The 24,757-nt window shown below is 54.9% G+C and carries 24 protein-coding genes, 1 pseudogene and 1 riboswitch; of the genes and pseudogenes, 12 read left to right on the forward strand and 13 right to left on the reverse strand.

Annotated elements, in window-relative coordinates; all coding sequences use genetic code 11:
* Window positions 1–25: 25 nt before the first annotated feature.
* Complete coding sequence (gene asnS / locus NC979_RS20200) at window positions 26–1,411, reverse strand: asparagine--tRNA ligase (protein WP_190521072.1); 1,386 nt, start codon at window positions 1,409–1,411, stop codon at window positions 26–28.
* Window positions 1,412–2,276: 865 nt separating this feature from the next.
* On the opposite strand from asnS, the gene NC979_RS20205 reads away from it, so the two are divergent.
* Window positions 2,277–4,448: a glutamine synthetase III family protein gene (locus tag NC979_RS20205; RefSeq protein WP_190521074.1), complete on the forward strand. Its 2,172-nt coding sequence runs from the start codon at window positions 2,277–2,279 to the stop codon at window positions 4,446–4,448.
* A gap of 124 nt (window positions 4,449–4,572) precedes the next feature.
* Entirely contained in the window at window positions 4,573–5,055 is a 483-nt protein-coding gene (ybaK, locus tag NC979_RS20210) for a Cys-tRNA(Pro) deacylase (RefSeq protein ID WP_190521076.1), read from the forward strand.
* Window positions 5,056–5,268: 213 nt separating this feature from the next.
* Here the strand turns inward: ybaK and pirA are convergent, their stop codons facing one another.
* Window positions 5,269–5,478: an arginine synthesis PII-interacting regulator PirA gene (gene pirA / locus NC979_RS20215; RefSeq protein ID WP_347403958.1), complete on the reverse strand. Its 210-nt coding sequence runs from the start codon at window positions 5,476–5,478 to the stop codon at window positions 5,269–5,271.
* Window positions 5,479–5,526: 48 nt separating this feature from the next.
* A pseudogene (locus NC979_RS20220) lies at window positions 5,527–5,685 on the reverse strand (DUF4278 domain-containing protein); the annotation flags it as partial.
* Between the two features lie 45 nt (window positions 5,686–5,730).
* Window positions 5,731–5,812: riboswitch (Glutamine riboswitch) on the reverse strand.
* Window positions 5,813–6,080: 268 nt separating this feature from the next.
* Between NC979_RS20220 and NC979_RS20225 the strand changes: the two are divergent.
* The gene (locus NC979_RS20225) at window positions 6,081–6,947 is read left to right on the forward strand and encodes a 6-carboxytetrahydropterin synthase (RefSeq protein ID WP_190521080.1); all 867 of its coding nucleotides are present in this window, start codon (window positions 6,081–6,083) and stop codon (window positions 6,945–6,947) included.
* 195 nt (window positions 6,948–7,142) lie between these two features.
* Here the strand turns inward: NC979_RS20225 and NC979_RS20230 are convergent, their stop codons facing one another.
* The 4 genes from NC979_RS20230 to psbN all read right to left on the reverse strand — a co-directional run bounded on the left by NC979_RS20230 (window position 7,143) and on the right by psbN (window position 9,149).
* Complete coding sequence (locus tag NC979_RS20230) at window positions 7,143–8,123, reverse strand: PhoH family protein (RefSeq protein WP_190521082.1); 981 nt, start codon at window positions 8,121–8,123, stop codon at window positions 7,143–7,145.
* 50 nt (window positions 8,124–8,173) lie between these two features.
* Window positions 8,174–8,521 (reverse strand): KH domain-containing protein, encoded by a 348-nt coding sequence (locus NC979_RS20235; RefSeq protein ID WP_190521084.1) that lies wholly within the window; start codon window positions 8,519–8,521, stop codon window positions 8,174–8,176.
* Between the two features lie 32 nt (window positions 8,522–8,553).
* Window positions 8,554–8,832 (reverse strand): 30S ribosomal protein S16, encoded by a 279-nt coding sequence (rpsP, locus tag NC979_RS20240; protein WP_190521087.1) that lies wholly within the window; start codon window positions 8,830–8,832, stop codon window positions 8,554–8,556.
* A gap of 185 nt (window positions 8,833–9,017) precedes the next feature.
* Window positions 9,018–9,149, reverse strand: a complete 132-nt coding sequence (gene psbN / locus NC979_RS20245; protein ID WP_073607618.1) for a photosystem II reaction center protein PsbN — start codon at window positions 9,147–9,149, stop codon at window positions 9,018–9,020.
* 74 nt (window positions 9,150–9,223) lie between these two features.
* Between psbN and psbH the strand changes: the two genes are divergently transcribed.
* The 3 genes from psbH (at window position 9,224) to pth (ending at window position 10,606) form a co-directional block, all read left to right on the forward strand.
* Window positions 9,224–9,427: a photosystem II reaction center phosphoprotein PsbH gene (gene psbH / locus NC979_RS20250; protein WP_073607619.1), complete on the forward strand. Its 204-nt coding sequence runs from the start codon at window positions 9,224–9,226 to the stop codon at window positions 9,425–9,427.
* A 193-nt stretch (window positions 9,428–9,620) separates the two neighbouring features.
* A complete protein-coding gene (locus NC979_RS20255; RefSeq protein ID WP_190521089.1) occupies window positions 9,621–9,971 on the forward strand; it encodes a TatA/E family twin arginine-targeting protein translocase in 351 nt (116 codons plus the stop codon).
* A 17-nt stretch (window positions 9,972–9,988) separates the two neighbouring features.
* Window positions 9,989–10,606, forward strand: coding sequence for an aminoacyl-tRNA hydrolase (gene pth / locus NC979_RS20260; RefSeq protein ID WP_190521091.1), 618 nt, complete (start codon window positions 9,989–9,991; stop codon window positions 10,604–10,606).
* Window positions 10,607–10,642: 36 nt separating this feature from the next.
* Here the strand turns inward: pth and NC979_RS20265 are convergent, their stop codons facing one another.
* Together NC979_RS20265 and NC979_RS20270 are read right to left on the reverse strand one after the other, a co-directional pair.
* The gene (locus NC979_RS20265; protein WP_190521093.1) at window positions 10,643–11,410 is read right to left on the reverse strand and encodes a YsnF/AvaK domain-containing protein; all 768 of its coding nucleotides are present in this window, start codon (window positions 11,408–11,410) and stop codon (window positions 10,643–10,645) included.
* A 118-nt stretch (window positions 11,411–11,528) separates the two neighbouring features.
* Complete coding sequence (locus tag NC979_RS20270) at window positions 11,529–12,524, reverse strand: DUF2382 domain-containing protein (RefSeq protein WP_190521095.1); 996 nt, start codon at window positions 12,522–12,524, stop codon at window positions 11,529–11,531.
* 446 nt (window positions 12,525–12,970) lie between these two features.
* Between NC979_RS20270 and NC979_RS20275 the strand changes: the two genes are divergently transcribed.
* Entirely contained in the window at window positions 12,971–14,644 is a 1,674-nt protein-coding gene (locus NC979_RS20275; protein ID WP_242024094.1) for a SulP family inorganic anion transporter, read from the forward strand.
* 70 nt (window positions 14,645–14,714) lie between these two features.
* Here NC979_RS20275 and NC979_RS20280 read toward each other — a convergent pair whose 3' ends face one another.
* Window positions 14,715–16,799, reverse strand: coding sequence for a M3 family metallopeptidase (locus NC979_RS20280; RefSeq protein ID WP_190521098.1), 2,085 nt, complete (start codon window positions 16,797–16,799; stop codon window positions 14,715–14,717).
* Between the two features lie 267 nt (window positions 16,800–17,066).
* Between NC979_RS20280 and NC979_RS20285 the strand changes: the two genes are divergently transcribed.
* The gene (locus NC979_RS20285) at window positions 17,067–18,128 is read left to right on the forward strand and encodes a potassium channel family protein (protein ID WP_190521100.1); all 1,062 of its coding nucleotides are present in this window, start codon (window positions 17,067–17,069) and stop codon (window positions 18,126–18,128) included.
* 61 nt (window positions 18,129–18,189) lie between these two features.
* Here NC979_RS20285 and NC979_RS20290 read toward each other — a convergent pair whose 3' ends face one another.
* A complete protein-coding gene (locus NC979_RS20290) occupies window positions 18,190–18,561 on the reverse strand; it encodes a Lin0512 family protein (RefSeq protein ID WP_190521102.1) in 372 nt (123 codons plus the stop codon).
* 225 nt (window positions 18,562–18,786) lie between these two features.
* Here NC979_RS20290 and NC979_RS20295 point away from each other — a divergent pair, with 225 nt between their 5' ends.
* The 3 genes from NC979_RS20295 (at window position 18,787) to NC979_RS20305 (ending at window position 21,348) form a co-directional block, all read left to right on the forward strand.
* A complete protein-coding gene (locus NC979_RS20295; protein ID WP_190521104.1) occupies window positions 18,787–19,590 on the forward strand; it encodes a cyanophycinase in 804 nt (267 codons plus the stop codon).
* A 199-nt stretch (window positions 19,591–19,789) separates the two neighbouring features.
* A complete protein-coding gene (locus NC979_RS20300) occupies window positions 19,790–20,227 on the forward strand; it encodes a Na+/H+ antiporter NhaC family protein (protein WP_347403956.1) in 438 nt (145 codons plus the stop codon).
* A 50-nt stretch (window positions 20,228–20,277) separates the two neighbouring features.
* The gene (locus NC979_RS20305) at window positions 20,278–21,348 is read left to right on the forward strand and encodes a M14 family metallopeptidase (protein WP_190521108.1); all 1,071 of its coding nucleotides are present in this window, start codon (window positions 20,278–20,280) and stop codon (window positions 21,346–21,348) included.
* Window positions 21,349–21,631: 283 nt separating this feature from the next.
* Here NC979_RS20305 and NC979_RS20310 read toward each other — a convergent pair whose 3' ends face one another.
* Window positions 21,632–22,240, reverse strand: a complete 609-nt coding sequence (locus tag NC979_RS20310) for a DedA family protein (RefSeq protein WP_190521109.1) — start codon at window positions 22,238–22,240, stop codon at window positions 21,632–21,634.
* Between the two features lie 348 nt (window positions 22,241–22,588).
* On the opposite strand from NC979_RS20310, the gene NC979_RS20315 reads away from it, so the two are divergent.
* Window positions 22,589–23,680, forward strand: coding sequence for a DUF3616 domain-containing protein (locus NC979_RS20315; RefSeq protein WP_190521112.1), 1,092 nt, complete (start codon window positions 22,589–22,591; stop codon window positions 23,678–23,680).
* Window positions 23,681–23,839: 159 nt separating this feature from the next.
* On the opposite strand, the gene NC979_RS20320 is transcribed toward NC979_RS20315, so the two are convergent.
* A complete protein-coding gene (locus NC979_RS20320) occupies window positions 23,840–24,757 on the reverse strand; it encodes a CHAD domain-containing protein (RefSeq protein ID WP_190521113.1) in 918 nt (305 codons plus the stop codon).

Genomic DNA, 24,757 nt, shown 5'->3' on the forward strand with positions numbered 1-24,757 from the left:
CAGTTTTGTCAGAGCTTTTAAGGCACTAAAACTCGATGCTGTCCGGGGTACGGGGGAAGGGGATGACATCGCGGATGTTGCCCATGCCGGTCATAAACTGCACCAGGCGCTCGAAGCCGAGACCAAACCCGGCGTGGGGCACGGTGCCAAAGCGGCGCAGATCGAGGTACCACCAGTAAGTTGCTGGGTCTAGCCCGGCGTCGACAATGCGACGCTCTAACACATCTAACCGTTCTTCCCGCTGAGAGCCACCGATAATCTCACCCACCTTCGGAGCCAGCACGTCCATCGCCGCTACAGTTTCACCGCCGTCGTTGAGGCGCATGTAGAAGGCTTTAATGCCAGTGGGGTAGTCAGTGACGATCACCGGCTTTTTGAACAATTCTTCCGCCAAGTAGCGCTCGTGTTCCGATTGCAGGTCAATCCCCCACTCAACCGGAAATTCAAATTTCCGGCCTGTCTTCTCTAACAGCTTTACCGCATCGGTATAGGTGATGCGCTCGAAGGTGTTGTTGATAATGTTGTCGGCGGTGGCCAGCACTGAGTTGTCGATGCGATCGTTGAAGAAGGTCATGTCCTCCGGGCATTGCTCTAGCACCGAGTGGAAGATGTACTTGAGGAATTCTTCAGCCAAATCCATATTGCCGGTCAGGTCGCAGAAGGCCATCTCCGGTTCCACCATCCAAAACTCGGCCAGGTGGCGAGAGGTGTTGGAATTCTCAGCCCGAAAGGTGGGGCCAAAGGTGTAGACATCGGTAAAGGCCATCGCCATAATCTCGGCCTCAAGCTGGCCGCTGACGGTGAGGTAGGCGGGCTTGCCAAAGAAATCCTGGCTGTAGTCTACTGCGCCGGTTTTATCCTTGGGTGGGTTGGCTAGATTCAACCCTGTGACGGCAAACATTTCGCCCGCGCCCTCACAGTCGCTGGCGGTAATGATGGGGGTGTGAATCCACAAAAAGCTGCGCTCATTGAAGAACTGATGGATTGCTTGGGCGCAGGCGTTGCGAACCCGAAAGACTGCGCTGAGGGTATTAGTACGTGACCTGAGATGCCCCAGCGTTCGCAAATACTCAAAGGAATGCCGCTTTTTCTGAAGTGGGTAGGTTTCTCCGTCTGCTGTACCAAACACGGTGATTGAATCGCCCTGCAACTCCACGCGCTGGCCTTTGCCCGGTGACTCTACCAGGGTGCCGCCAATTTCGACTGACGACCCAGTGGTGAGGTCTTTGACGACGGTGTCGTAGCCCGCTAGGTCGGCATTGAGCACTACCTGCAAACCCGCCATCGATGAGCCATCGTTGACATCCACAAAGGTGACGCCCTTGGCCTCACGCTTAGTGCGCACCCAGCCTTGGATGGTGGTGCTCTGACCCGGTTCGCCTTTGTGCAGAATGTCTCGGATGCGCGGCATAGTCGTGCTCGGTCTGTAATGGGTTTACACAGAATGTTAACTATTCTGACCCAGAGCGGTGCTGAACGGGGGCCTGAGACCGAATCCTCTTTGAGTAGCCTCGATTCATTGGGGCAACCCACAACGCCCCCAGCGTTGCCGCGCTAATACTCCTAATCCATCTCTAGGTTGGATGGACCTAGGCCCCACCTTGGAGCCTAGCCTCAGCAAAGTTGCAGTTGAGAATCAATCTGTAGGGACCTGAATTAACTGGCAAATGTATTCGTTGCTACAAAAACCCCCTAGGTTTTGCCTCTACTATCCATAATGCAAATTTCTACGGGTCTTTAAAGCGATCGCTGGCAAAACACAAAGACTGAAATTGTTGTTCTGATAGTTTTCAGGGCAATGTCAGCTAGTTGGAGAAGTGCGGTTTTTGAGTTTGGTTTTTATCTAAACATAAAGGTTTTTTTATTCCTCAAGGTCTGTTTGGGTGGCGTCGTTAGATAGGGCTCAAAAACATTGTCTAGGCCTATGAGCCATCCACCCTTAGCCTTTTGGGTACTTCATGCTTGTCTGAGAGGTTTGTTTTGTCTGCTATCTGCTAGGCGATCAGCATTGTAAACAGAAATTTCCCGTTACGGGGTTGCCAGTTTCTGTCTCGGCAATGTGGTTTTCCCCAAGGATGCTTAGCCGTCAAGCCTCTCAGACTTTTCTAACGGAGGCGATCGCGATGACCCTTTAGGGTCGGTCTTTGACCATCGCCCCAGAAGCTAATTTTGTCGATCACGATTTCCAGGGCGGGTTTTTCTGATATTCGTAGCCTCAGAGTTACCCCGCACCAGTGATAGCTTTGCTTAATTTCTCATCCAACTAGGAGACTTCTATGAGCGGAAACGAATTGCGGGCCCAGGCTATTGCCAGTATTGCCTGCCGTCCCAAGGTAGCAGTGAGCGCTCCCGGGCGGCTCGAGGATCTATGGGCCAAGGACGTTTTTAGCCTTAGCAAGATGCAGGAGTGCTTGCCCAAATCGGTGTTTAAGTCGGTGCAAAAGACTATTACCACCGGGGCTCCGCTGGATGTGTCGGTGGCGGATGTCGTGGCTGTGGCCATGAAAGATTGGGCTACCTCCAAGGGGGCGCTGTACTACTCCCACATGTTCTACCCCCTGACCAACGCCACCGCCGAAAAGCACGATGGCTTTATCTCCGTGCAGAGTGACGGATCGGTGATTTCAGAATTTTCTGGCAAGGTGCTGGTGCAGGGTGAGCCCGACGGTTCCTCCTTCCCTAACGGCGGCATTCGCTCCACCTTTGAGGCCCGGGGCTACACCGCTTGGGATGTCACCAGCCCTGCCTTTGTCATGGAGACCGAGAACGGCGTTACCCTTTGCATTCCCACGGTGTTTGTCTCCTGGACGGGAGAAGCGTTAGATAAAAAAACCCCGCTGCTGCGCTCCAACGCCGCCATGAGCAAGGCTGCTACCCGGGTGCTCAAGTTGCTGGGTCACAGCGAAGTTGCCCCAGTTAACTCCAGCTGCGGTGCTGAGCAAGAGTATTTCCTGGTAGATGCTAGCTTTGCCAACATCCGACCCGACGTGCTGTTGGCTGGTCGCACCCTGTTTGGCAAGGCCCCGGCCAAGGGCCAGCAGTTCGACGATCACTACTTCGGGGCTATCCCCGAGCGGGTGCAGGTATTCATGCAGGATGTGGAGGAAAAGCTCTACCGCTTGGGCATTCCGGCTAAAACCCGCCACAATGAGGTGGCCCCTGGCCAGTTTGAGATCGCTCCTTTCTTTGAAGCCGCCAACGTAGCCAGCGACCACCAGCAGCTGATCATGACGGTGCTGCGCAACACTGCCAAAAAGCACGGTTTCGTCTGCTTGCTGCATGAAAAGCCTTTCGCGGGCATTAACGGGTCGGGTAAGCACGTCAACTGGTCGGTGGGCAACGCCACCCAGGGTAACCTACTGGATCCGGGCGACACGCCCCACTCTAACGCGCAGTTTCTGGTGTTCTGCGGGGCGGTAATTCGCGGCGTGCATAAGTATGGGCCGCTGATGCGGGCGGTGATTGCCAGCGCTAGCAACGACCATCGTCTGGGGGCCAACGAAGCACCACCGGCGATCATCTCCATCTACCTGGGCAGCCAGCTTCAGGATGTGTTTGACCAAATTGCCTCGGGCGAGGTCACTGGCTCCCAGGCAAAAGGCGACATGGATCTGGGTGTGGCCACCCTGCCGGTGTTTCCTAAGGATGCGGGCGATCGCAACCGCACTTCGCCCTTTGCCTTTACCGGCAACCGCTTTGAGTTTCGTGCCGTAGGTTCGGGCCAGTCGGTCTCCGGGCCGCTGGTGGCGATGAACACCATTCTGGCCGATTCATTAGATTGGATGGCCGACCAGCTTGAGGCCAAACTGGGCAGCGGCGTCGAACTCAACGTCGCTATTCATGACATTCTGCGCGACGTGATTCGTGACCACGGGGCCGTGGTGTTTAACGGCAACGGCTACTCTACTGAGTGGCACGAAATGGCCGTCAACGAGCGCGGGCTGCTCAACCTGCGCACTACCGCCGATGCCCTGCCCGTGCTGCGCGAACAGTACATCGAAGACCTGTTTGCTAAAGAGAATGTGCTCACCCCGGTGGAGCTGGGCAGTCGCTTTGAGGCCTACTCTGAGCAGTACATCCAGCACATTGAGGTCGAAGCCAAGCTGGTGATCAGCATCGCCAAAACTATTATCTACCCCGCCGCCGTGCGCTATATGGGCGAACTCGCCAAGACCATCGACAGCCTCAATGGGATCGGCATTGAGTTTGGCAAAGACAGCGTGGCCAAGGTGGCTGAGTTGACCAAGTCGATGATGACCTCGGTAAACGAGCTAAGCGACATGCTGACCAAGCACTTCATGTCGGTGGAAGAGCACATGCAGTTCTGCGCCCAAACCATTCTCCCCCTGATGGTTCAGGTGCGCGAGCACGCCGATGCCTTGGAGGGCGAAGTGGCTGATGACCTCTGGCCCCTGCCTACCTACCAGGAGATGCTGTTTATTAAGTAGGGTCAAAGAAGCCAAGGGCAAGGGTTTAAGGTGTCGGGTTTACGGTTTGGGGTACACCCCCCGAACCTGATACCTTTACCTTGAGCCCTTTTAATTTGACCTTTCAAAGTTCTACCGTCGTTCCGTGAGCAAGACCAACGCCGCCCGTATACTCGATCGCCTCAAGCTGCCCTACCAACTGCTGGAATATGAGGTAGATCCCAACGACCTGGCCGCTGAGAGCACCGCTGAAAAACTGGGATTGCCGCCGGAGCAGGTGTTTAAGACTCTGGTAGCTAAGGGCGATCGCACGGGCGTCTGCCTCGCCGTCATCCCCGGTAGCGCCCAACTTGATCTAAAAGCGCTGGCGGTGCTGGCGGGCGATCGCAAAACCGACACTGTGCCCCTTAAAGACGTACAGCCTCTAACCGGCTACATTCGCGGCGGCGTCACCGCTTTAGGCACCAAAAAAGCCTATCCAGCCTACGTGGATGAATCGATCCTCACCTTTGAAATGGTGGCCGTATCAGCGGGCAAACGAGGCCTAATGCTGTGGTTGGCTCCCAACGACTACCTGACTGCAACTGAGGGAACATTGGGGGCTTTGGTCAAAAAAACGACGCCCTAGCCCAGTTTTGGATAGGCCTTTAGCTAGTCAATCCCTGGCTCACTTCCCTATGTGGGCCACTTTGTAGCAGTCCATGGGGGCGATCGCTCTTATACCAAAGCAGACGAGAAACTTTGGGCGATCGCTCTAAAAATTGCAAAGAAAAGGACACCCCCTTGGGAGTGTCCCTCACTGCTCCAGCTACAGCAAAAAACGGAGTTGCTGACGCAAAGCTTAAACCACTTGGTGTAGCTCAGCCTCAAGCTGCTTCAGCAGTTGATCGTTACCCTGGGCACGGGCCACTTCAATACGATGCTGAGTCGACTGCTGAATGCTAGTGCGATGAGCTTCAGCCGCTTCTTGCAGCAGGTGACGCCGGGCGGGTAGCCCTTTGCCTGCCGCAGTCCGCTCCGCCTGAAACACAGGCTGACGATCGGAAGCCACCGTGGAAGACTCAATTTGCCCGTGGCAATTGGTGCTATAGCTAACTCCACGATAAGTGTAATTACCGATAGGTTGGGTTATCGGTAAATGCTTAACGTAGGAAAATCTCATTGGACGTCCCCGGTAGGATCCGGTTAGCTCACTTTCACGCACTTCTAGAGAAGGCGGGTTGTAATCGTAATCTACGCCGCGATAGCAAAGTTTCATGTCACGCCTCTTGTTGACAAAGGATTTAACAAACTGCCTAAGCAGGGTGCGTTCCTTCGGGAGCCAATCTCCTTACTTCCGTCTAGGGCGTAGTGGAGTAGTCTCCAGGTTGCCTCAGATGAACGTCAACGTACTTTCTGTATTCAATTTTACTAAATCCTTCCGATGTCAACAAGCCATGTCATTTAATTTAAAGGAAGATCTATCTCAGGGAATAGCTTGCCAGCTAAGGGTTCGAGGGGCTAGGCGGGCGATGGGGTTCCGGCAAATCTTTACTGTTTCTTTGCAGCGATCGTTGCTTACGCCGATTTCGCAACAGCAAGCAATTTACACTATGCTAAGTATGTAACGGTTGCTTAACGTAACTATCGCCTCCTGCATGGGTTTCCAGTTCTATGAAATGCATAATCAATCGCCGGGCGCAGTTTTCTGCTAGCCACCGCTACTGGCTAGGCGAGCTGAGCGACGCCGAAAACGCCCAGCGGTTTGGCCCCTGCATCAACTTTCCTGGCCATGGTCACAACTACGTGCTCTATGTGGCCATGGAAGGCGACCTAGACGAGTACGGCATGGTGCTTAACCTGTCTGACGTCAAGCATGTGATCAAAAAGGAAGTCACTTCCCAGCTTGACTTTGCCTACCTCAACGATGTCTGGCCAGAATTTCAGCACACCCTGCCCACCACCGAATACCTGGCTAAGGTGATCTGGGATCGCCTCGCGCCCCACCTGCCCATCGTCAACATTCAGCTGTTTGAACACCCCGAACTCTGGTCCGACTACTCAGGTAATGCCATGGAAGCCTTTCTCACCGTCAGCACCCACTTTAGTGCCGCCCACCGCTTGGCCTCGCCTCGGCTCAGCTACGAAGAAAACTGCGAAATTTACGGCAAGTGCGCCCGCCCTCACGGCCACGGTCATAATTACCACTTAGAAGTCACTGTTAAAGGGCAAATCGACCCTCGTACGGGCATGCTGGTCGATTTAGCAGCGCTTCAGGCAGCTATTGACGAGCACGTGGTGGAACCCTTCGACCATACTTTCCTCAATAAAGACATCCCCTACTTTGCTGAAGTAGTGCCCACGGCAGAGAACATCGCCGTCCATATTCGCGATCTGCTGCAAGGCCCCATCGCTGACTTGGGTGCTAGCCTCCACAAGGTCAAGCTGATCGAAAGCCCCAACAACTCCGCCGAAGTCTACGCCTCAGTGCCGATGGACGATACTGCGGTTACGGCTGCGCCAGAATTCGCTACCGTCTAATAAACTGGGTCACTTGAGCCAGTATTTTTCTATTAAAGACTCTCCCTTGCCTAGAACCGTGGGCAAGGGAGAGTTTTAGTATGGCTGGTGCGATCGCCGACAAACATAGCTAGAAAAGCCTAAAAAGCCCAAACTCAGAGCTCGTCAGGCATTCCTCGCTTTGCTATCTTCGTTCTTCTGCCAGGCACAAGGCTGTCAAGGCCGGCTCTCTCGCTTGGTCACCCGGCTCTCGTAGGTTTCGTAGGCGGCCACAATCCGCTGCACCAGTGGGTGGCGCACCACGTCTGCCTGGTTGAGCTGGCAAAAGGCAATCCCGTTTACCCCTTTAAGAATCTGCTGGGCCACGGCCAAACCCGAGGTCTGGTCTGCCGGCAAGTCGGTTTGAGTGACATCGCCCGTCACCACCATGCGTGACTTAAAGCCCAGGCGGGTCAGCACCATCTTCATCTGAGCCGGGGTAGTGTTCTGGGCTTCATCCATAATCACAAAGGCGTTGTTGAGGGTGCGTCCCCGCATATAGGCCAGGGGAGCCACCTCGATAATGCCGCGCTCCATCAGGTTGGCGACTTTCTCTGGGTCTACCAACTCGTGGAGAGCATCGTAGAGAGGTCGCAGGTAGGGGTTTACCTTTTGCTGCAAATCTCCCGGCAAAAAGCCCAGCCGTTCCCCCGCTTCGACCGCCGGGCGAGTCAAAATCAGGCGCTCAAATTCGTTGTTGAGCAGTGCCTGAATACCTACCAGGGTTGCCAGAAAAGTCTTGCCGGTGCCAGCTGGGCCAATGCAAAACACCATGTCTTGACTACGCAGGGCTTTGACATACTGCTTTTGGCGAAAGGTTTTGGCCCGCACCACTTCTCCCCGCCGAGTACGAGCCACCACATCCTGGTGAATGGCCTGAAGCTCGTCGATGCGATCGGTATCAAGGGCTTGTCGAGCCGTCATAATGTCGGCGGTAGTTACTGGCTGCCCTTGGCTCCACAAAGGCTCTAGAGCCATAACCAACCGCTGAGCCAGGGCCGCACCGTTGTCAGTGCCCGAAATAAATAACTCCTGGCCGCGCAGTACTAGAGATGCTCCAGTTTGGCTGGCCAGGAGTTTAATATTTTCGTCTCGGTAGCCTGCCAGGGCCACAGCGCCCTCTGATGTAGGCAGTTCAATCCGCAGGGGAGAATCCATCTATAAAGATTGCCAGAATAATTCAGGCCTGGAGTGCGTATGCCTAAACCCTACACTTTCGGACGAAGCTGGGGCTTAGGCTTGCCCGACGATCGCTGAGCAGGGCCACTGTAAGACCTATGGTCAGTCCCAGCTTCCTGCTCTGAGGCTCCGTAGACATCTACATAGGCCGACCAACCAGACAACGCTGCCGTAGCCCGCACAATGGTGCGAATGGCTTGAATGTTGCGCCCGCCCCGGCCAAACACCTTGCCCCGCTCATCACCCTTAAAGGCAATTCGGATCCAAACCTTAGACTGCGCAGCGTTCTCTTCGCAATCGATACGCAAAGAATCGGGCGAGTCTAAGAAAGGCTCTACCAAAAACCGAACCAGTCCTGGGAAATCAGGGCTATCCATGGTGGGGGCAGGGGCTAAAAGCAATGGGTGAGCTAGGCTTCAGCCTTAACTTCGGTCTTGAAGTTGGTCTTACGCTTTTCGATCAGGTTGGCTTTTTCGAGAATGTGCCGCACGGTCTGGGTAGGCTGCGCACCCTGCTCTAAGCGACGCGTAATGGCGTCAACGTCGAGCCGAGTTTCGTCGGTGCGGGGGTTGTAGAAGCCAACTTCTTCCAGAGGGCGGCCGTCGCGACGGGCATCGCTATTGATGGCTACGATGCGGTAGCTGACTTCCCGCTTTTTGCCGAAACGCTTGAGTCGAAGCTTAATCATAGGGTTTAGAGCAACATTCGTTGAGGTTGAAAGTTTTGACCTGTACGGATTGCGGCAGGACAGCCAAAATAAATCCACAGGTTTCTAATCCTACCACCAGAAGCCTGCGCAATCAATGGTTTTGACCCAAAAACTTGAGGTCATGGGGGCGATGCCCAAAACTAGCGGCATCGCCCTGGGAAACCCTAGTCTTCGTGGTCGTCAAAGGGGTCAGCCAACTGCTTGGACGGGGGGCCAAAGGACATGTACACTGAGTAACCAGTTACGGCTACCACTACGGCAGCCACGGAAATGATAAGAACTGTTGCAGGTTCCATGGGGTTTATGAGAATAGGAAACCACCCCATCCTATAATATTACGAACTATAAAGTGTTGATTGTGGAAGGATCCATGGCACAACGGACTAGGTTAGGAGACGTGTTAAAGCCCCTCAACTCTGAGTACGGTAAGGTTGCTCCCGGCTGGGGCACTACCCCTGTGATGGCGGTTTTTATCGGTCTGTTCTTCGTGTTTCTGCTGATTATTTTGCAGCTTTATAATTCTTCTATCGTGCTGGAAAGCTTTGATGTGGACTGGCGCAGCGTAGGGCTCTAGGGAGTTTGGGGATCAAGCCACCACGGTTTGCCCTCAGATTTGCCAACGCAGTTTGGATACGGCATCCAAAATTTATTAATCTGAGGCTGGTGTAGACCCTTGACTACCCAGCCTCTTTTGCCGTTTGATGCACGCATAGTTGGTGCACAGCAGCAGGTCGTTTGCACAGCCGTCGTTACTCGGGAGTTGACCTATGAACGTGTTTGGTGTGGGTTTGCCAGAGATGGCGCTAATTATGGTGCTGGCGCTATTGGTCTTTGGCCCCAAAAAGCTGCCCGAAATTGGTCGCAGCATGGGAAAAGCCATCAAGGGCTTTCAAGAGGCTTCTCGGGAGTTTGAGGAGGAGTTCAAGAAGGAAGCCCAACAAATTGAGAAGGTGGTGACTGCACCAATGAAGGCGACCCTAGAACCCGAATCGCCCAAGGTGCTAACACCCCCTGAGGTTACCGCTGAGGTTGAACCCGAGATTGCTCCGCTGGAATCGAGTGACACCAATGGCAGCAGCCCCGCAGCTGAGCCAGCTGAAACCGATTCTCCTGCTTAAGTAGGGGCCGTTGACTTATGGCTGACGTAGCATCGCCTGCTCTCCCCTGCCTGATTGTGGGGCTGGGCAACCCGGGAGATAAGTACGCAGGCACCCGCCACAATATTGGCTTTGAGGTAGTCGATCGCCTTTCCAAGGCCTGGGCTGTTTCTCTTAAAGAGGAGCGGCGGTTTCAGGGCGAGTATGGAGCCGGATTTGGGCCAACTCGTCAGAAGGTGTATTTGCTCAAACCGCTAACCTACATGAACCGCTCAGGTCAGTCGATGCGGGCGGTACTCGACTGGCTAAAGCTAGATCCGAGCCAAGTGTTAGTGGTCTACGACGATATGGATTTGCCTGTAGGGCGGCTGCGACTGCGGCTGTCGGGCTCGGCCGGGGGGCATAACGGTATGAAGTCGGCCATTGCTCACCTCGGTACCCAAGATTTCCCGCGCCTGCGAATTGGCATTGGGGCCAGTCAACGAGTTGGGGGTCAAGCTGTTGTTTCCCATGTGCTGGGCAACTTTTCTAAAACCGAACGCAGCACCCTAGATGGAGTGGTTGACACGACTCTGCGCGCGATTGAAAAAGCCCTCACCGACGGGGTCGAAAAAGCTATGAGTCTCTACAACAGTGTGGACTTGAGCAGCAGTTAAGCCGCTCATTCCTTGGTTAGTTTTTTTGACGAAGTTTTAAACGGAAGTACATTCAGAAATTAAGTTCTGATAGGTTTGCACCATAGTGGGATCGCTTAAAAACAGCTCTAGGCGAACGTGGCTAAGTTGGTTTAAAAGAACCTTTTCTAACCGCGCGAGCTTTTGAATTGCAGCCTGGGGAGTTTCAAACTCATAGATGGTCCCTTTAAGACCATTTTCGCCGTCGAGAAGAATGGCCACTCTGATTTTTTCGCAGTGAAGCTCTGGTCTCTGTTCGGCGGTACTAAGAAAAGACATCGCGCCTTGAATAGTTTCAAAGGTACCACTAGCAGTGATATCTCGATTGCTGTCGGGCTGAACAGCAATCTCATGGCCTTGAAGCTGAGTCTCTCCCAAGCTCATCTCGACGGGGGGATTGCCGCTACCTATATGCTCAATAACAAGCTTTTCTCGCCGAACGGGAACTTCTACTATCTCGGTTTCGACTACCCTACGGACGCTGACCTCACCTACCTTGACACGCTTACGATTAACGACTAAACGCTCTTCAACCAGCTGAATTTTCTGACCGGCGTTGGGAGAAAATTCACTCTGATCTCGGTCGACATAAATAGTCTTATTCTCAGAGTCTATATCTGTAATAGAGGCGCTGGGAATGGTGGCCTGGTTATTTCCGCCATTACGGCCTATGAGCTGCACGATAAGAGAAAAATCTGTGGCCGAAGGCTCAACTCTAACCACATTGCCGATTAGATATCCTGAGCGATCGAAGACGTCATTGTTAATTAGATGTTGTTGAGACATTTTTAAGACGCAAGTAAGCTAATAACTAATATTTGCCATAGATATTAAGAGGACGCAGCCGCGGCTACGCCCTCTTAGAACAGACGGAGATACTAACGTCTATCTCCTGGTGCAAACCCTAGCGATCAATTTTGGGGTTGCCGTCAGTGTTGACATCCAGCTCTTCACGTCGGATCTCTTCCCGTGAGCGAATTAGTTCACGGTCGGTTTCTTTGCGGACATCCACTTCTTCGCGGACGAAAGCTTCTTTCTCGACGTTAACTTGCTCTTCGTAGACTTCCATGCGAGCCACTTCTTGGTTCTCAAAGACGTGGTCGGTGCCTACGGCGGGCTGGTCAACAACATCGCGTCTTTCGATCACAACGCGCTCTTTCTCGATCGGCTCAGAGACTTCAGCGGTTTGAGTTTCGATGCGCTTGCCCACGACTACTTCGCCCACTTTAGCGCGGCTGCGGTGAGCTACTAGGCGCTCTTCATACAGCCGTAGAGGACCGTGGTTGTCTTCTTCGCTTAGACCATAGATGCTAGGTTCGCGATCGTAGGTAGTAGGGGCTGGCTGGGCAACATCCTGACTAGCCATGGTCTCGCGGATCTTGTTGACTCCTTGAGTATTACCAACAGTGGTTTGAGTGCGCTGCTGATCTACTTCTAGGGGATTCATCCGGTCAGAATCCAAGGGATTCATGTTGGAGGCGTCATTAGGTGCAGCATAGGTGCTACCTAGAAACTGTCGGCTAGAGCGGCCTTGAGCCAAGGGTCGATACTGACCTCTAACCTGCTCTTCGTAGCGTTCGTCTACGACGGTGTCGTCTTTGTATTCGGGTAGATTCTCAACTTGAGTTTTAGACAGGCCGTTCACATAGACGCGGCTCTTATCGTAGTCAAACCGGGCTACACCAACCGGGACCAAAACGTTTTTCCCAAAGATCCACGGGCCGGTGTCAACTACTAGGTAGCGGAAACGACCGGATTCGTCTACGAGCAGATCTTTGGCGGTGCCAACTTTGTCTTCGCCCTGGGCATAAACGGAGTAGGAATCAATACTTCCCATTTGTCCGTCGGCGAGAGTGTCTTGATAATTAGGGTAGTAATCTTTGAGATGATACAAAGCCATATTTGAGTCCTCCTGAGACTTAACTTGTTGTCATGGTAGACCCCAGGTTGATTGGCCTTATCGGTCAATGGAAGGACGGTTGCGTTCTCAATAGGCATACATTTTTTGTTCCTAGTTTGACTCGTTTTGTAACGCTACGTCTCTATTTAGTGTTGTAGCTTTTGTGGTGGAACCGGGTATTGTTGTAATTAGAGTTGCATTGGGTTAGCTTCGTGGGTGGACTAACGGCTAACTCACTTCATTTAGGAGCCGAGCTTTTGGCAGCTGCGAGAGCAACAGCAGCCAAGATTCTTGCAGCTTTGGAATCGTCTGCCGTGTCAGATCCTGCATTTTGGTTAAGGGCTTTTGTTTTGGGCTGGATCAAGCGGTAAGCTACTTAGTCCTTTCCTTAACTTCCAAAAACTAAGTTGACTGCAAAATCCAAGTATTCTCGTTTCTCTACCCTATTGCCCGGGCTAGCGCGCCTGCGCCATTACCCTACGGACTGGCTGCGCCAGGACAGTTTGGCGGGTATCACCGTGGCTGCCTACCTCATTCCCCAGTGCATGGCCTATGGGGAACTGGCGGGAGTTGGGCCAGTGCAGGGGTTATGGGCAATTTTGCCGGCGCTGCTGCTGTACACCCTGGTGGGCACGTCACCTCAGCTCTCGGTAGGGCCAGAGTCGAGCACGGCAGTAATGACGGCAGTAGCGATCGCCCCTCTGGCGGCAATCTCTGGCACGGACTATACCGTTTTGGCGTCTCTGCTGGCCTGCGCAGTGGGAGTGCTGTGCTTAGTAGGGTATGTAGCCCGTCTGGGCTTTTTAGCTGATTTGCTGTCAAAGCCGATTTTAATCGGCTACATGACTGGAGTTGCTGTCATTATGATCGCCGGACAGCTGGGCCGAGTGAGCGGTATACCGATTGAGGCCGAATCGGTGGTGGGGCAGCTGGCGGAATTTTGGAGTCACCTGGGTCAGGCTCACGGGCCAACGCTGGCGGTAGGGGGCTTTGTTCTGGTGTTTTTGTTTGCGGTGCAGGCTCGTTTTTCACAGCTACCTGGGCCGCTGCTGGCGGTGTTGCTGGCGACCGGCATGGTGGTGTTGCTCGGGCTGGAGCAGCAGGGGGTCAAAGTCGTAGGCGAAATTCCGGCGGGGCTACCTCGTTTTGTGGTGCCGTTGACCTCTCGTCAGGAGGCGCAACAAATTTTGACGGCAGCGGTGGGAATTGCGATCGTCGGTTACTCAGACAATGTGCTGACCGCACGGGCGTTGGCGGCCCGCAACCACCAAAGCATCGACGCCAATCAGGAGCTGTTTGCCCTGGGAGTGGCCAATCTGGGCGGCGGGCTGATGCAGGGCTTTCCGGTGAGCAGCAGCGCTAGCCGTGCGGCCATTGGCGACTCTATGGGCAGCAAGAGCCAGGTGTATTCGCTAGCAGCCTTTGGGGTCGTGCTGGGAGTGCTGCTGTTTCTGCGACCGCTATTGGCGATGTTCCCGACGGCGGCACTGGGGGCCCTGGTGATTTTTGCCGCCACTAAACTAGTGGATATTCCCGAGTTTCTGAGGCTTAGGGCATTTCGCCAGGGCGATTTTGCCTTGGCGCTGGCAACTACGGTAGGGGTGTTGGCAACGGATTTGCTGGTGGGGGTGGCGATCGCCGTCGGCCTCTCTGTGATCGAACTCTTTGCCCGCATTGCCCGCCCCCACGACGCGGTTATGGGTAAGGTGCCTAACATCGCTGGACTGCATGATGTGACGGACTGGCCGGGGGCAACCACCATCCCGGGGCTGGTGATTTACCGCTATGATGCACCGCTGTTTTTTGCCAACGCTGGAAATTTACAGCGTCGCGCCCTGGCGGTGATCGAAGCTGAAGTCGCGCCAGTGGAGTGGTTTGTGATCAATACCGAGGCCATGGTCGGGATCGACGTTACCGCCGCCGACATGCTGGTAGAACTGCACGAAACCCTAAAGCAGCAGGGCATTACCTTGGCCTTGGCGCGGGTTAAACAGGATCTTTACGTTCAGCTAAAGCGCTGTGGGCTGCTAGATTTGATCGGCACCGAGCACATCTTCTTTACGCTGCCGAGTGCGATCGAAGGGTTTCACCAGCGCGATCGCCCTAGTGAACATTCTTAAACCTAAAAAGGAACCCAGGGTTTTTGCCAACCCTGGGTTCTAGTCTATTGATCGAATTGAACGGTAGTCCCTAAGCGGCTACTAGACCGCGATGGCGGAGCAGCGCCTGAGTGCTAGGTTCGCGCCCCCGGAAGGCTTTGAACACCTCCATCGGATGGCGACTGCCGCCCAGGGCAAGCACAGTGTCGCGGAAGCGGCGACCGGTGGCGGCGATCGCCCCCTCGTCGTTCAATCCCGCTTCTTCAAAGGCGGCAAAGGCGTCGGCGCTCAGCACCTCAGCCCAGAAGTAGCTGTAGTAGCCCGCTGCGTAGCCCCCCGCAAAGATATGGGTGAAGGCACAGAGAAAAGCATCTTCGGGCAGGGGCTTGAGAATAGAGGACTGCTCAGCGATGCGCTGGCTGACGGTGGTCACCGTTTCGCCGCTGCCGGGTCGGTAGCGGTGGTGCAGCTCAATGTCAGTCCAGCCAAACCGCACCTGGCGCAGAATGGCGCTGCCGGTCATAAAGGTGCGAGCGGCAACAATCTTTTGATACAAGTCTTCGGGCAGGGGCGCACCGGTATCGACGTGGCGGGCCAGGGTGAGCAGGGTGTCGCGGTGGTAGCACCAGTTCTCCATAAACTGGCTGGGCAGCTCGACGGCGTCCCATTCCACATTGTTAATGCCTGCGGCTCCGGTGAAATCAACCTTGGTCAGCATGTGCTGGAGGCCATGGCCGAACTCGTGGAACAGGGTCTCCACATCGCGGAAGGTCATCAGACTGGGCTTGCCGTCTACTGGGGGAGCCTGGTTGCATACCAGGTAGGCCACAGGCAGCCGCACTTGGTCGTTGATCTTGCCCCGGTTGATGCAGTCATCCATCCAGGCGCCGCCGCGTTTTTCGGCGGGGCGGCTGTAGGGATCGAGGTAGAAGTGGGCGATCGGATCGCCGCCGCTATTTAATACCTGGAAGTAGCGTACGTCGGGGTGCCACACTGGAGCTTCGCCGTCGGCGGGGGCAATGGTGACATCAAAGATGCGGTGGGCCAGGGCAAACAGGCCGTCGAGCACCTGGGGCAGCGGGAAGTAGGGGCGCAGCTCTTCGTCGTTGAGGCCGTACTTTTCTTCGCGAATGCGCTCAGCCCAAAAGGCGGTGTCCCAGTGGGTGAGACTGTCGGCCTCGGCTGCCCCCTTAGACTGAGCAAAGGCTTTGAGTTCCTCCAGCTCCTTTACGGCAGTGTCGTAGCTGGCCACCCGCAGCTCGCCCATCAGCTTTTCGATCGCCTCGACAGACGGAGCCATTTTGCGGGCCAGGCTGAGGTCAGCGTAGGTGGCGTAGCCCAACAGGTTCGCCATTTCGTGGCGCAGCTCAAGAATTTTCTCAATGTTGGGGCTGTTGTCGAGATCGCCCTCGGAGGCGCGAGTGACAAAGGCACGGTAGAGCTGTTCGCGCAGGTCGCGGCGGCGGCTGTGCTGCATGAACGGACCGAAGCTGGGGTAATCCAGCGTGATTCGCCAGGGGCCCGCGGCGGCGGTGGCGCTTTCGTCGCCGGCATCGCGGGCGGCTTGGGCAGCCTGGGCCAGCAGGCTCGGGGGTAGCCCGTCGATATCTTCAGGGGTGGTGAGGGTGAGGCTAAAGGCCTTGGTGGCGTCGAGCACGTTGTTGGAGAACTTGTTGGTGAGTTCGGCCAAGCTCTGCTGAATTTCGTTGAAGCGATCTTTTTCAGCGCCCTCTAGGCCCACCCCCGACAGCTCGGCTTCACGGATCGAGGACTCAACGATGCGCTGCTGGGCCGGGTCGAAGCTGGCCCACTGGTCGCTGGCGCGGAGCTGTTTGAAGGCTTCATAGATCGGCTTGCTCTGGCCCAGGCGGGTGGCGAACTGCACCAGGGGCGGCTGCACCGCCTCGTAGGCCGCGCGCAGCTCAGGGCTATTTTTTACCCCCATCAGGTGGCCGACAATGCCCCAGCTCCAGCCCAGGCGCTCTTCGATGCGGGTGAGGGGTTCCACCAGGCCGTCCCAGGTGGGGGTAACCTGGGCCTCTAGGGTTTCTAGGGCGGCGGCGAGGTCGTCGAGCAGAGCGGTGATGCCCGGCACAATGTGGGCTGTGTCGATGCTGTCGAAGGGAGGTAGACCGGCACCAATCAGGAGGGGGTTTTGTAAGACGGTAGCTGTCATAGTCGCAGAATCAATGGAGGTAGGAGGGACAAAAACGATAAAACTGACCAGGCCGGGCGATCCGCCCCAAAGCCCATAAGCCGTCGTTGAGACGGCAAACATTTTAGTAAGTAGTGGGCTTAGTCGAAGTCATTATGAGTTTGCTTTATAGTGTATCTCAATTTGCTATGTGCCGCACTCTTTGAGGGGCAGGCTGTCAATTACCATAGCCTTTATTTGAGGACTGAGCCGATTTCTGTCGAGGCCTGAGCCCTGTCTGAGGTGTTGATGCTAAATAGCTCGTTTCGGCGGATTGTTACGGGGATTATCTTCTTCTCGCTGACGGTGGTGGGGGCAGTAATTGGCTACATGGTGGCGGGCTGGAACTTCCTCGACGCTATCTATATGGTAGTGATCACCATCTTTGGGGTGGGCTATGGGGAAGTGCAGCCCCTGACCTCACCGCCGCTCAAGGTATTTACGATTTTTGTGATTATCGCGGGAGCGCTGTCGGTGGCCTACATTGTGTCGGGCTTCGTGCAGATGATCACCGAAGGGGAAATTCATCGAGCCTTGAATGTAAAACGCATGACTAACGAGATTGCCAGCCTGGAAGACCACGTGATTATCTGTGGCTTTGGCCGCATTGGCCAGCTGGTGGCCCGCAAGCTAAAGCGCGATCGCCAGCCATTCATCATTATCGACAACGACTTGGAACGAGTGGCCTTAGCCAAGGAGCAGGGCTATTTAATCTATCAGGGCAATGCCACCGACGAAGCCGCCTTGGAGGCAGCAGGCATTCTCCGGGCCAAGTCGCTGGCGACGGTGCTGCCCAACGACGCCGCCAACGTATTCATTACCCTTACAGCACGGGACATGAACCCAGAGCTGATGATTTTGGCTCGGGGGGAAATGCCCTCCACTGAGAAAAAGCTGCGGCTGGCGGGGGCCAACCACGTGGTGCTGCCCGCCAGCATTAGCGCCCTGCGGATGGCCCATCTAATTAGCCACCCATCAGCGGTGGACTTTTTGTCGCAGACCGATGGTCAGCACGGGCTGAATGAGTTTTTGGCGGAGCTAGATATTCAGCTGAATGAGCTGATGATTGATGCCACCTCGCCGCTAATTGGTGGCACTATCGGCGACATTGAGGTCAAGGGCCAGGGCACGTTTATTACCGTGGCCTTGCGTCGGGCCGACGGTGAAGTGATTATTCACCCCAGCCGGGCTACCTATCTGGCCCTGGGCGACTCGATTATTTTGATGGGTCACCAGGGGGATATGCCTAACTTTGCCCAGCAGAACGCGATCAAGAAGGAGATGCGGTATCGAGGGGCGAGGCTGCGGTAGGGAGTGGATGGGTGAGGGGTGGATGGGTAAGGGGTGGGGGTGGATGGTGATTCTTTACTCCTTACCCCTCACTTTCAGGGATCGATACCGTTACTGCGGCGATCGCAACATACATATCGTCGTTCTTATCGTCGAGTTCAGGGATGGCGCGCCCGGCTACTACCATACCGCCTTCCTTGAGTACCAAGGTCTTTTGGCCAAAGGGCAGCACCGCTAGCACCTCATCTTGCCGCACCTGATCGGGAAAGGGGACGGCAACCTGTACTTCAACCAGCATTTCGTTGGGGTGGCTGAGGCCAGCGACTTCCCAGACGCCGGGGAGGGCGTTGTGGGCGATCGCATTGCGCACCGCCCGCGCTGCCGCCACGGTGGGGTCTTGGCCGTGCTGATCGACGCCCATACCCATTTCAATAATCAGTCGCTTGTGGGCCACAACGCATCCTCAGAGGTGATTTAACACCCTTGATTTTAGGGGCTAGTGCCTATTTGGGGAGGTGGCTAGAGAGGGCGCGATCGCTCAAGCTCTCCTTTCTTAGCCGTCAAACGTTGCTTTTGTCAGCATTTGACCGCAGGTCTCAGCCGGTGGATATAGCACGACCAGCCCATCGATCTGGGATGCTGGGATTCTGTAACAACAGACACCTTAAGGAGAATCACCATGGGTACCGAACAACAGCTAGGCGCGTTGGTTATTATTGGCGGCGCGGAAGATAAAGAAGGCGACTGCGTTGTCCTGCGAGAATTTGTCCGGGCCGCTGGTGGGGTTGACGCCGAGATTGCCGTGATGACGGCTGCCACCAGCCTGCCCGACGAAGTGGGCGATGATTACACTCGCGTGTTTGAGCGGCTGGGGGCCAAGCGAGTCGATGTGGTACACACCGACCGCCGAGAAGATTCTGAACGCGAGGACAATTTAGAAAAAATCAAAGGGGCTACCGGCATCTTCTTTACCGGCGGTGATCAGTCTCGCATCGTTGAATATATCAAAGGCACCCCCCTCAACGACGCAATTCAGCAACGCCGTCAGGAAGGGGCCGTGATTGGCGGCACCAGCGCCGGGGCCGCCATGATGCCCGACGAGATGATTATAGAGGGTGATTCGGTCTCAAACCCCAGCGTCGGTGCGGTAGAAATGGGCCCAGGCATGGGGTTCTTGCCCGGTATTGTGGTCGACCAGCACTTTGCTCAGCGGGGAAGACTAGGTCGGCTGCTGGCGGCCCTGGTGCTCCAACCCGCTGTCCTCGGCTTGGGCATCGATGAGAACACGGCTATCATCGTCACTGGCGATGAGTTTCAAGTCGTGGGGGCAGGCACCATCACCGTGGTCGATGAAACCACCGCCACCCACAACAACCTGGAAGGGTTGCTCAAGGATGAACCCATTGCCCTATGCGATGTCAAGTTGCACATTCTGCCCCATGGCTACCGCTACAACCTCAAGACCCACACCCCGATCGTGTAGTTATTCAAACCATCTGTGGCCTAGCCCTCTGACGGTTCGCGCGCCCTACGCCCCCTCCTTCGTGGATGCCATTATTCCCCTGGTCGTACTGAGGGGCGGAGCGGTTACTCTCTTTGGGCTGGCAGCTATTGATGGCCCAGCGCAGGCTTAGTGGAACTTTGGCACTGCCGATGGCGATCGCCTGATTTCTTGTGACGGCATAGACAGCATGCTCTACACCCTGTGGACTATGATTGGGGCCATGACTTTTGGCGCCATCATGGAAAAGTTTGGCATGCTGACCAAGCTGATTAACCCAGTGCTGCTGCGGGCGCGCTCCCAGGGCAAGCTATTTGCGGGTGACCAGTACACTGCCCTGGTGCTGCCCCTCCACGTGTCTCGGATCGAGTTTCAACGGGGGTCGCAGCCCCAAAATCTGTCGTGTCTGACCGCCGATGCGGGTACTGTTACCTCAGCCCTGACGTGGAATTCTTGCAGTGCGTTCATGGCGGTAACGCTGGAAGTCTCTACATTTCTGTGTTTTCCCTTTGCGGTTTTTAACATCGCCAGCCCCATTCTGTCGCTGCTCTATGGCATTACGGGCTTCAAAATTGATAAGCTGCTCACCGCCTTTGGCTCTACCGCTGAGGCGCTTTAGGCTAGGGCAGTTACGCAACCGCTGGTGTCCATAAACTCCGCTAAGCCACTATGACGACTCTCATTAACCCAGGTTCCGTCTCTGACGTTGCTAAGACCATCTATACCGGCGACATTCTCCAAGGGGTGCCGGTGATCAGCCACCTGGGCGTGGGCGACCTGGCTCCAGGGCACAGCCATCGGTTTTTCTTTGAGGGAGTGCAGATGGCGACGGGCCAGCACTGGTATGTGCCGGTGCTGGTGGCCAAGGGCGATCGCCCCGGTCCCTGCGTTGGCCTAGTGGCGGGCATCCATGGAGATGAGGTGAGCGGCATCGATGCGGCGCAGCGGGTGATGGCCCAGCTCGACCCCACAGCGATGGCAGGCAGCGTGGTGGCGGTGCTGGGGGTGTCGCGCCCGGCGGTGGAGTATACGCGATCGCACTGGCTAACGGCCCAGGGCGGTGGCTCCCAGGTGGATATGAACCGGGTTTGGCCCGGCGATGAAACCGGTGTCAACGCTGCCACCCGCCACGCCGGGCTGCTGTGGAATCGCCTTTTGATCACCAACGTCGATATGGTGATCGACTACCACACGGTGACAACCGGCAGCGACTTCACCCTGTTTCTGTTTGCCGACCTGCGGCAGCCCACGGTGCGACAAATGGCAGAACTGTTTCCAGCCGAGCAGATTCAGAACGATCCGGGGCTAGTCGGCACCTTAGAAACCGCCTTAGTGGCGGCGGGCATTCCAGCTCTGACGGTGGAAATTGGTGGCCCTAGACGGTTCGACGCCAGCAAAATTGCTCGGGCGGTAGAGGGCACCTGCAACGTGCTCAAGCACTACGGGCTGGTCGATGGTCCCCTGGGGCGCACCGCCGCCGAGGTGGGCACGGTCTATGGTGATGCTCTAGAGACAATTCGCGCCACCACGGGCGGCTTTTTAGAGCTGCTAGTAGATCTGCGCGATCGCGTCATCTCTGACCAACCAGTAGCGATTCAGCGCAATGCCTTTGGAGATGTGGTGGCCGAGTACCGGGCCAGCGTAGTTGGCGAAATTGCTGTAGTCGCCCGCGACGCCCTATGCGAACCCGGTTCGCGTGTGGTGCAGATTCTCTACAACCGCAGTGAGGTCGAACCCTAGGCTGCTGATACCAAATTCGGCTTAGTTAACTCCCGATTTAGCCGGACGAATGCGATGCGCCCTTACGGTTTGGTCTTTTGGAAATTGGGGTGATGAGATGCGGATTTGGTGTGAATAATAATTCCTCCTGCGGTGGAGCGATCGTCTGGGTCAGGACAGGTTAGACATAGGGGCATTGCAGTGCAATGCCCCTACTGGAGGGTTCCGCTTGCCAAAATGTCTCAACTAACTTGACTACGGCAATAATTCAACAGGATTTTTCGTCAAAAGTCTCAATAGAAGACTAAACCTGGCGACGGCGGCGATCGGCGACCCAGACAACAAAAGCGATCGCACAGCTAATCAGCACAATCTTGCTAACTGGGCCAAGCAACACCTGCACCCGCTCAAACTGGGCGCCCAAAATGTAGCCCGCCGCTGCCAGTGCCCCTGTCCACAGCAGGGTGCCCAGGGCAGAGTAGCCCAGGTAGGGCAGCAGCGGCATTTGACTTAGCCCCGCTGGTACCGACACATAGGTGCGCACCCCAGGTACCATGCGGCCGACCCCCACTATCCAGCCGCCGCCACTCTTTTGAAAAAAATCCATCGCCTTTTCAATGTCTTTAGGCTTGAGTGTTAGCCAGCGGCCGTAGCGTCTCACCCAGCCCATCATTTGCTCATGGCTAATTAGCCGACCCAACACATACCAAGCTGACGCCCCAATTAGCGAGCCGAGGGACCCCGCCAAAATCACTCCGACTAGGTTCATGTCAGAGCTGTCGCGGCTGACAAACCCTGCCAGCGGCATTACCAACTCTGATGGAATGGGCGGAAACAGATGCTCCAGTACCATCAGGCCAAAGATGCCGACATAGCCAAGAGACTCAATCCAGGTCGTGATCCAGTTGAACATGGGGAGGGTAAAGTTTAAAGCGGTTAGGGGGCAGGCTTGAGATCTAGAACCCGACGAGAATGGGGAAGAAGCTGAGCGCACGATAACACACTGCGCCCTTGAGGCAGTTGTTGCAGGACATCGTGCTGCTAGGCGTGCAGCTTAGATGCCTCCACTAAGTGACCTACCGCCAACTCAAATCCTCTCCTAAAAAATTATGTTCCCCAAACCTACGGGAGAGCTAAATTTTTAGTCCTCTATCCCTGTATAGAATGTTAGCCCTACGCAGAACCATTCCTCTCTTTTGAAAGAGGGCACCATCGGCCGAATTATATAGAGTAGTGATCTTAAAAGGCGTTTGAGGTCACCATGCCCAATGGATTCTTGCTCAGTCGCGCTCTGCTTAAATTTCAAACTGACTCTGAAGGTCTACTAGCTGAGCTATCCGCTGTGACCCGCACCCCAGATGGTAATCTCTGGCTCGGTTCCGATGAATTTACCACTCTAGAGCGGCTGAACCCTATGGGCGATGGGGTCTATGGCAACCACAAAACCTTTCACCTCCAAGACTTTATTCAGCTCTCTGATGACGAGTCTGAAATCGATATTGAAGGCCTCGACTACTGCGATGGCTATCTTTGGGTAGTGGGCTCCCACAGCTTTAAGCGCCCCCAAGCTAAGGGTAAAAAGCAGCACAAAGACATTCAACGACTTTCCGAAATCGAGCATGATCCTAACCGATCGCTGCTGGCTCGGCTACCGATTCTCAATGGCGAAATTGTACACACCTATGCCCTTTCTGATAACAAGGGCGATACCCTTACCGCAGCCAGCTTAAAGCAGGTGAACGGCCACAATTTGCTGCTAGAAGCCCTCGCCGAAGACGAACATCTAGGGCTGTTTTTAAAGATGCAGTTGCCTTCAAAAGACAACGGCTTTGATGTCGAAGGCATTGCCGTTAGCGGTAACAAAATCTTTTTGGGTTTGCGCGGCCCTGTTTTGCGCGGGTGGGCAATTATTCTTGAAATTGAAGTAGAAGATGCCGAGCCCGGTACGCTCACGCTTAAAGATTTAGGGGGAGGTTGTCTCTATCGCAAGCACTTTCTTGACCTCAATGGCCAAGGCGTTCGCGAACTATGCCTGTACGAAGGGGATATGCTGCTGCTGGCCGGCCCGACTATGGAGGTGGAGGGTGCCATGCAGGTGTTTCGCCTTGAAAACGTTCTTGAGCATACCAACGATACACTGTGGAGCCAAGAATCTGGTCGACTCAAGGTTCTGTTTGATATACCTTTTGTTATTGGTACTGACCATGCCGAGGGCCTTACATTGGTGCCTTGCCTAGGTTACGACGATGCACTAATGGTGGTCTACGATTCACCAGACGACGAGCGTCGCCCTGACCCTAAGTCAATATTTTCTGACATCTTTCGCCTACCCAAGCAGACTAGCGACGCCTAGATAAATAGTGTGGTGGGCGATCGCAAACTCTGTTTCACCGCCCCTAATTTATTGGCAGGGCAAACATCATTGTGCTCTATCTAAGTTGCTCTTATTGCACTCGAACTTAAGTAATCCAATGGGTGATGGCTAAGCGAAGTTAAAACTATCAATGTCAGACTAATTTGAACCTGAAAACTCAGACCGCCAATAGCTGTGAATACGCTTGATAAACGTTTTGGGCTCCTCGCTATAGAATTTTTTGCCTAAACCCTTGGCCTGTTGATGCAGCTTATCTTGCCGATGAATCAGTAGGGGCATGAGCACCTGCAAAGAAGTGTTGCTAAGTGCCACTTCTGAGGGGTGATGTCGCAAAAAGTGTTGCAGAACAGCACTGTCGTGGCCGTCGCCCAGCAACTCAGAGAGGTAATGAGCTTCTGAGCCTAAGACTTCCATAACAGGGGGCCAAATCTGCTTTAGCAGACAGGAGCTGTACCACAGATCTTTGACTCGCTTGCGCCAGTCGTGAAACGTTTCGTCGTTACCGTCTTTGTAGGCAGCGTGAAAGCGATCGCGTCCCTGACGATAAACTTGTTCTAGGCTTTTGGAGACGGCTTTCCACCCCGTTTCATGAAGGGTGAGCTTGCTTAGCCGAGCTTTACTCGCTTCTAAATCGGCCAGAATAGGCGCGATCGCATCATCGCGATCAATTAGTGCCTTGAGCTCAGATTTATAGAGATCTGTCAAACTGTTTTGCAGCTCAGAAAGTCCCTTATTCTCAAGCGATATTCCATAAATTTCGATCAGGTCATTCAAAGTTTTTTGATAGACAGCACCATCTCGAGCCGGAGCAAGAGCTTGTCCAATACTCCTCAGCTGATCGTTCTCTCGTTGATAAGTCTTTTCGCCTATCGACTTTCGCACCAGCCGCAGCACCGCTCGCCCCTTTTTTAACCGCTTGCGCGTACTGTGAATCGCCTGCTCAGGGGTTTTTTGAATGCCCTCGCTCAGTTCTTGAATTGCTTTCTCAAGTTGCTCGTTAAGAATGCGCTGAACATTGGCCTCAACGGTGCTGTCGGTGAAAAATCGATAGGCCAT

Source organism: Leptolyngbya subtilissima AS-A7 (assembly GCF_039962255.1).
Classification (GTDB): Bacteria; Cyanobacteriota; Cyanobacteriia; order Phormidesmidales; family Phormidesmidaceae; genus Nodosilinea.

Coding starts and splice junctions, on each gene's coding strand:
- asnS (WP_190521072.1), bottom strand. CDS start 1,411: ATGCCGCGCATCCGAGACATTCTGCACAAAGGCGAACCGGGTCAGAGC.
- NC979_RS20205 (WP_190521074.1), top strand. CDS start 2,277: ATGAGCGGAAACGAATTGCGGGCCCAGGCTATTGCCAGTATTGCCTGC.
- NC979_RS20225 (WP_190521080.1), top strand. CDS start 6,081: ATGAAATGCATAATCAATCGCCGGGCGCAGTTTTCTGCTAGCCACCGC.
- NC979_RS20230 (WP_190521082.1), bottom strand. CDS start 8,123: ATGGATTCTCCCCTGCGGATTGAACTGCCTACATCAGAGGGCGCTGTG.
- NC979_RS20235 (WP_190521084.1), bottom strand. CDS start 8,521: ATGGATAGCCCTGATTTCCCAGGACTGGTTCGGTTTTTGGTAGAGCCT.
- rpsP (WP_190521087.1), bottom strand. CDS start 8,832: ATGATTAAGCTTCGACTCAAGCGTTTCGGCAAAAAGCGGGAAGTCAGC.
- psbN (WP_073607618.1), bottom strand. CDS start 9,149: ATGGAACCTGCAACAGTTCTTATCATTTCCGTGGCTGCCGTAGTGGTA.
- psbH (WP_073607619.1), top strand. CDS start 9,224: ATGGCACAACGGACTAGGTTAGGAGACGTGTTAAAGCCCCTCAACTCT.
- NC979_RS20255 (WP_190521089.1), top strand. CDS start 9,621: ATGAACGTGTTTGGTGTGGGTTTGCCAGAGATGGCGCTAATTATGGTG.
- pth (WP_190521091.1), top strand. CDS start 9,989: ATGGCTGACGTAGCATCGCCTGCTCTCCCCTGCCTGATTGTGGGGCTG.
- NC979_RS20265 (WP_190521093.1), bottom strand. CDS start 11,410: ATGTCTCAACAACATCTAATTAACAATGACGTCTTCGATCGCTCAGGA.
- NC979_RS20270 (WP_190521095.1), bottom strand. CDS start 12,524: ATGGCTTTGTATCATCTCAAAGATTACTACCCTAATTATCAAGACACT.
- NC979_RS20280 (WP_190521098.1), bottom strand. CDS start 16,799: ATGACAGCTACCGTCTTACAAAACCCCCTCCTGATTGGTGCCGGTCTA.
- NC979_RS20285 (WP_190521100.1), top strand. CDS start 17,067: ATGCTAAATAGCTCGTTTCGGCGGATTGTTACGGGGATTATCTTCTTC.
- NC979_RS20295 (WP_190521104.1), top strand. CDS start 18,787: ATGGGTACCGAACAACAGCTAGGCGCGTTGGTTATTATTGGCGGCGCG.
- NC979_RS20305 (WP_190521108.1), top strand. CDS start 20,278: ATGACGACTCTCATTAACCCAGGTTCCGTCTCTGACGTTGCTAAGACC.
- NC979_RS20310 (WP_190521109.1), bottom strand. CDS start 22,240: ATGTTCAACTGGATCACGACCTGGATTGAGTCTCTTGGCTATGTCGGC.
- NC979_RS20315 (WP_190521112.1), top strand. CDS start 22,589: ATGCCCAATGGATTCTTGCTCAGTCGCGCTCTGCTTAAATTTCAAACT.
- NC979_RS20320 (WP_190521113.1), bottom strand. CDS start 24,757: ATGGCCTATCGATTTTTCACCGACAGCACCGTTGAGGCCAATGTTCAG.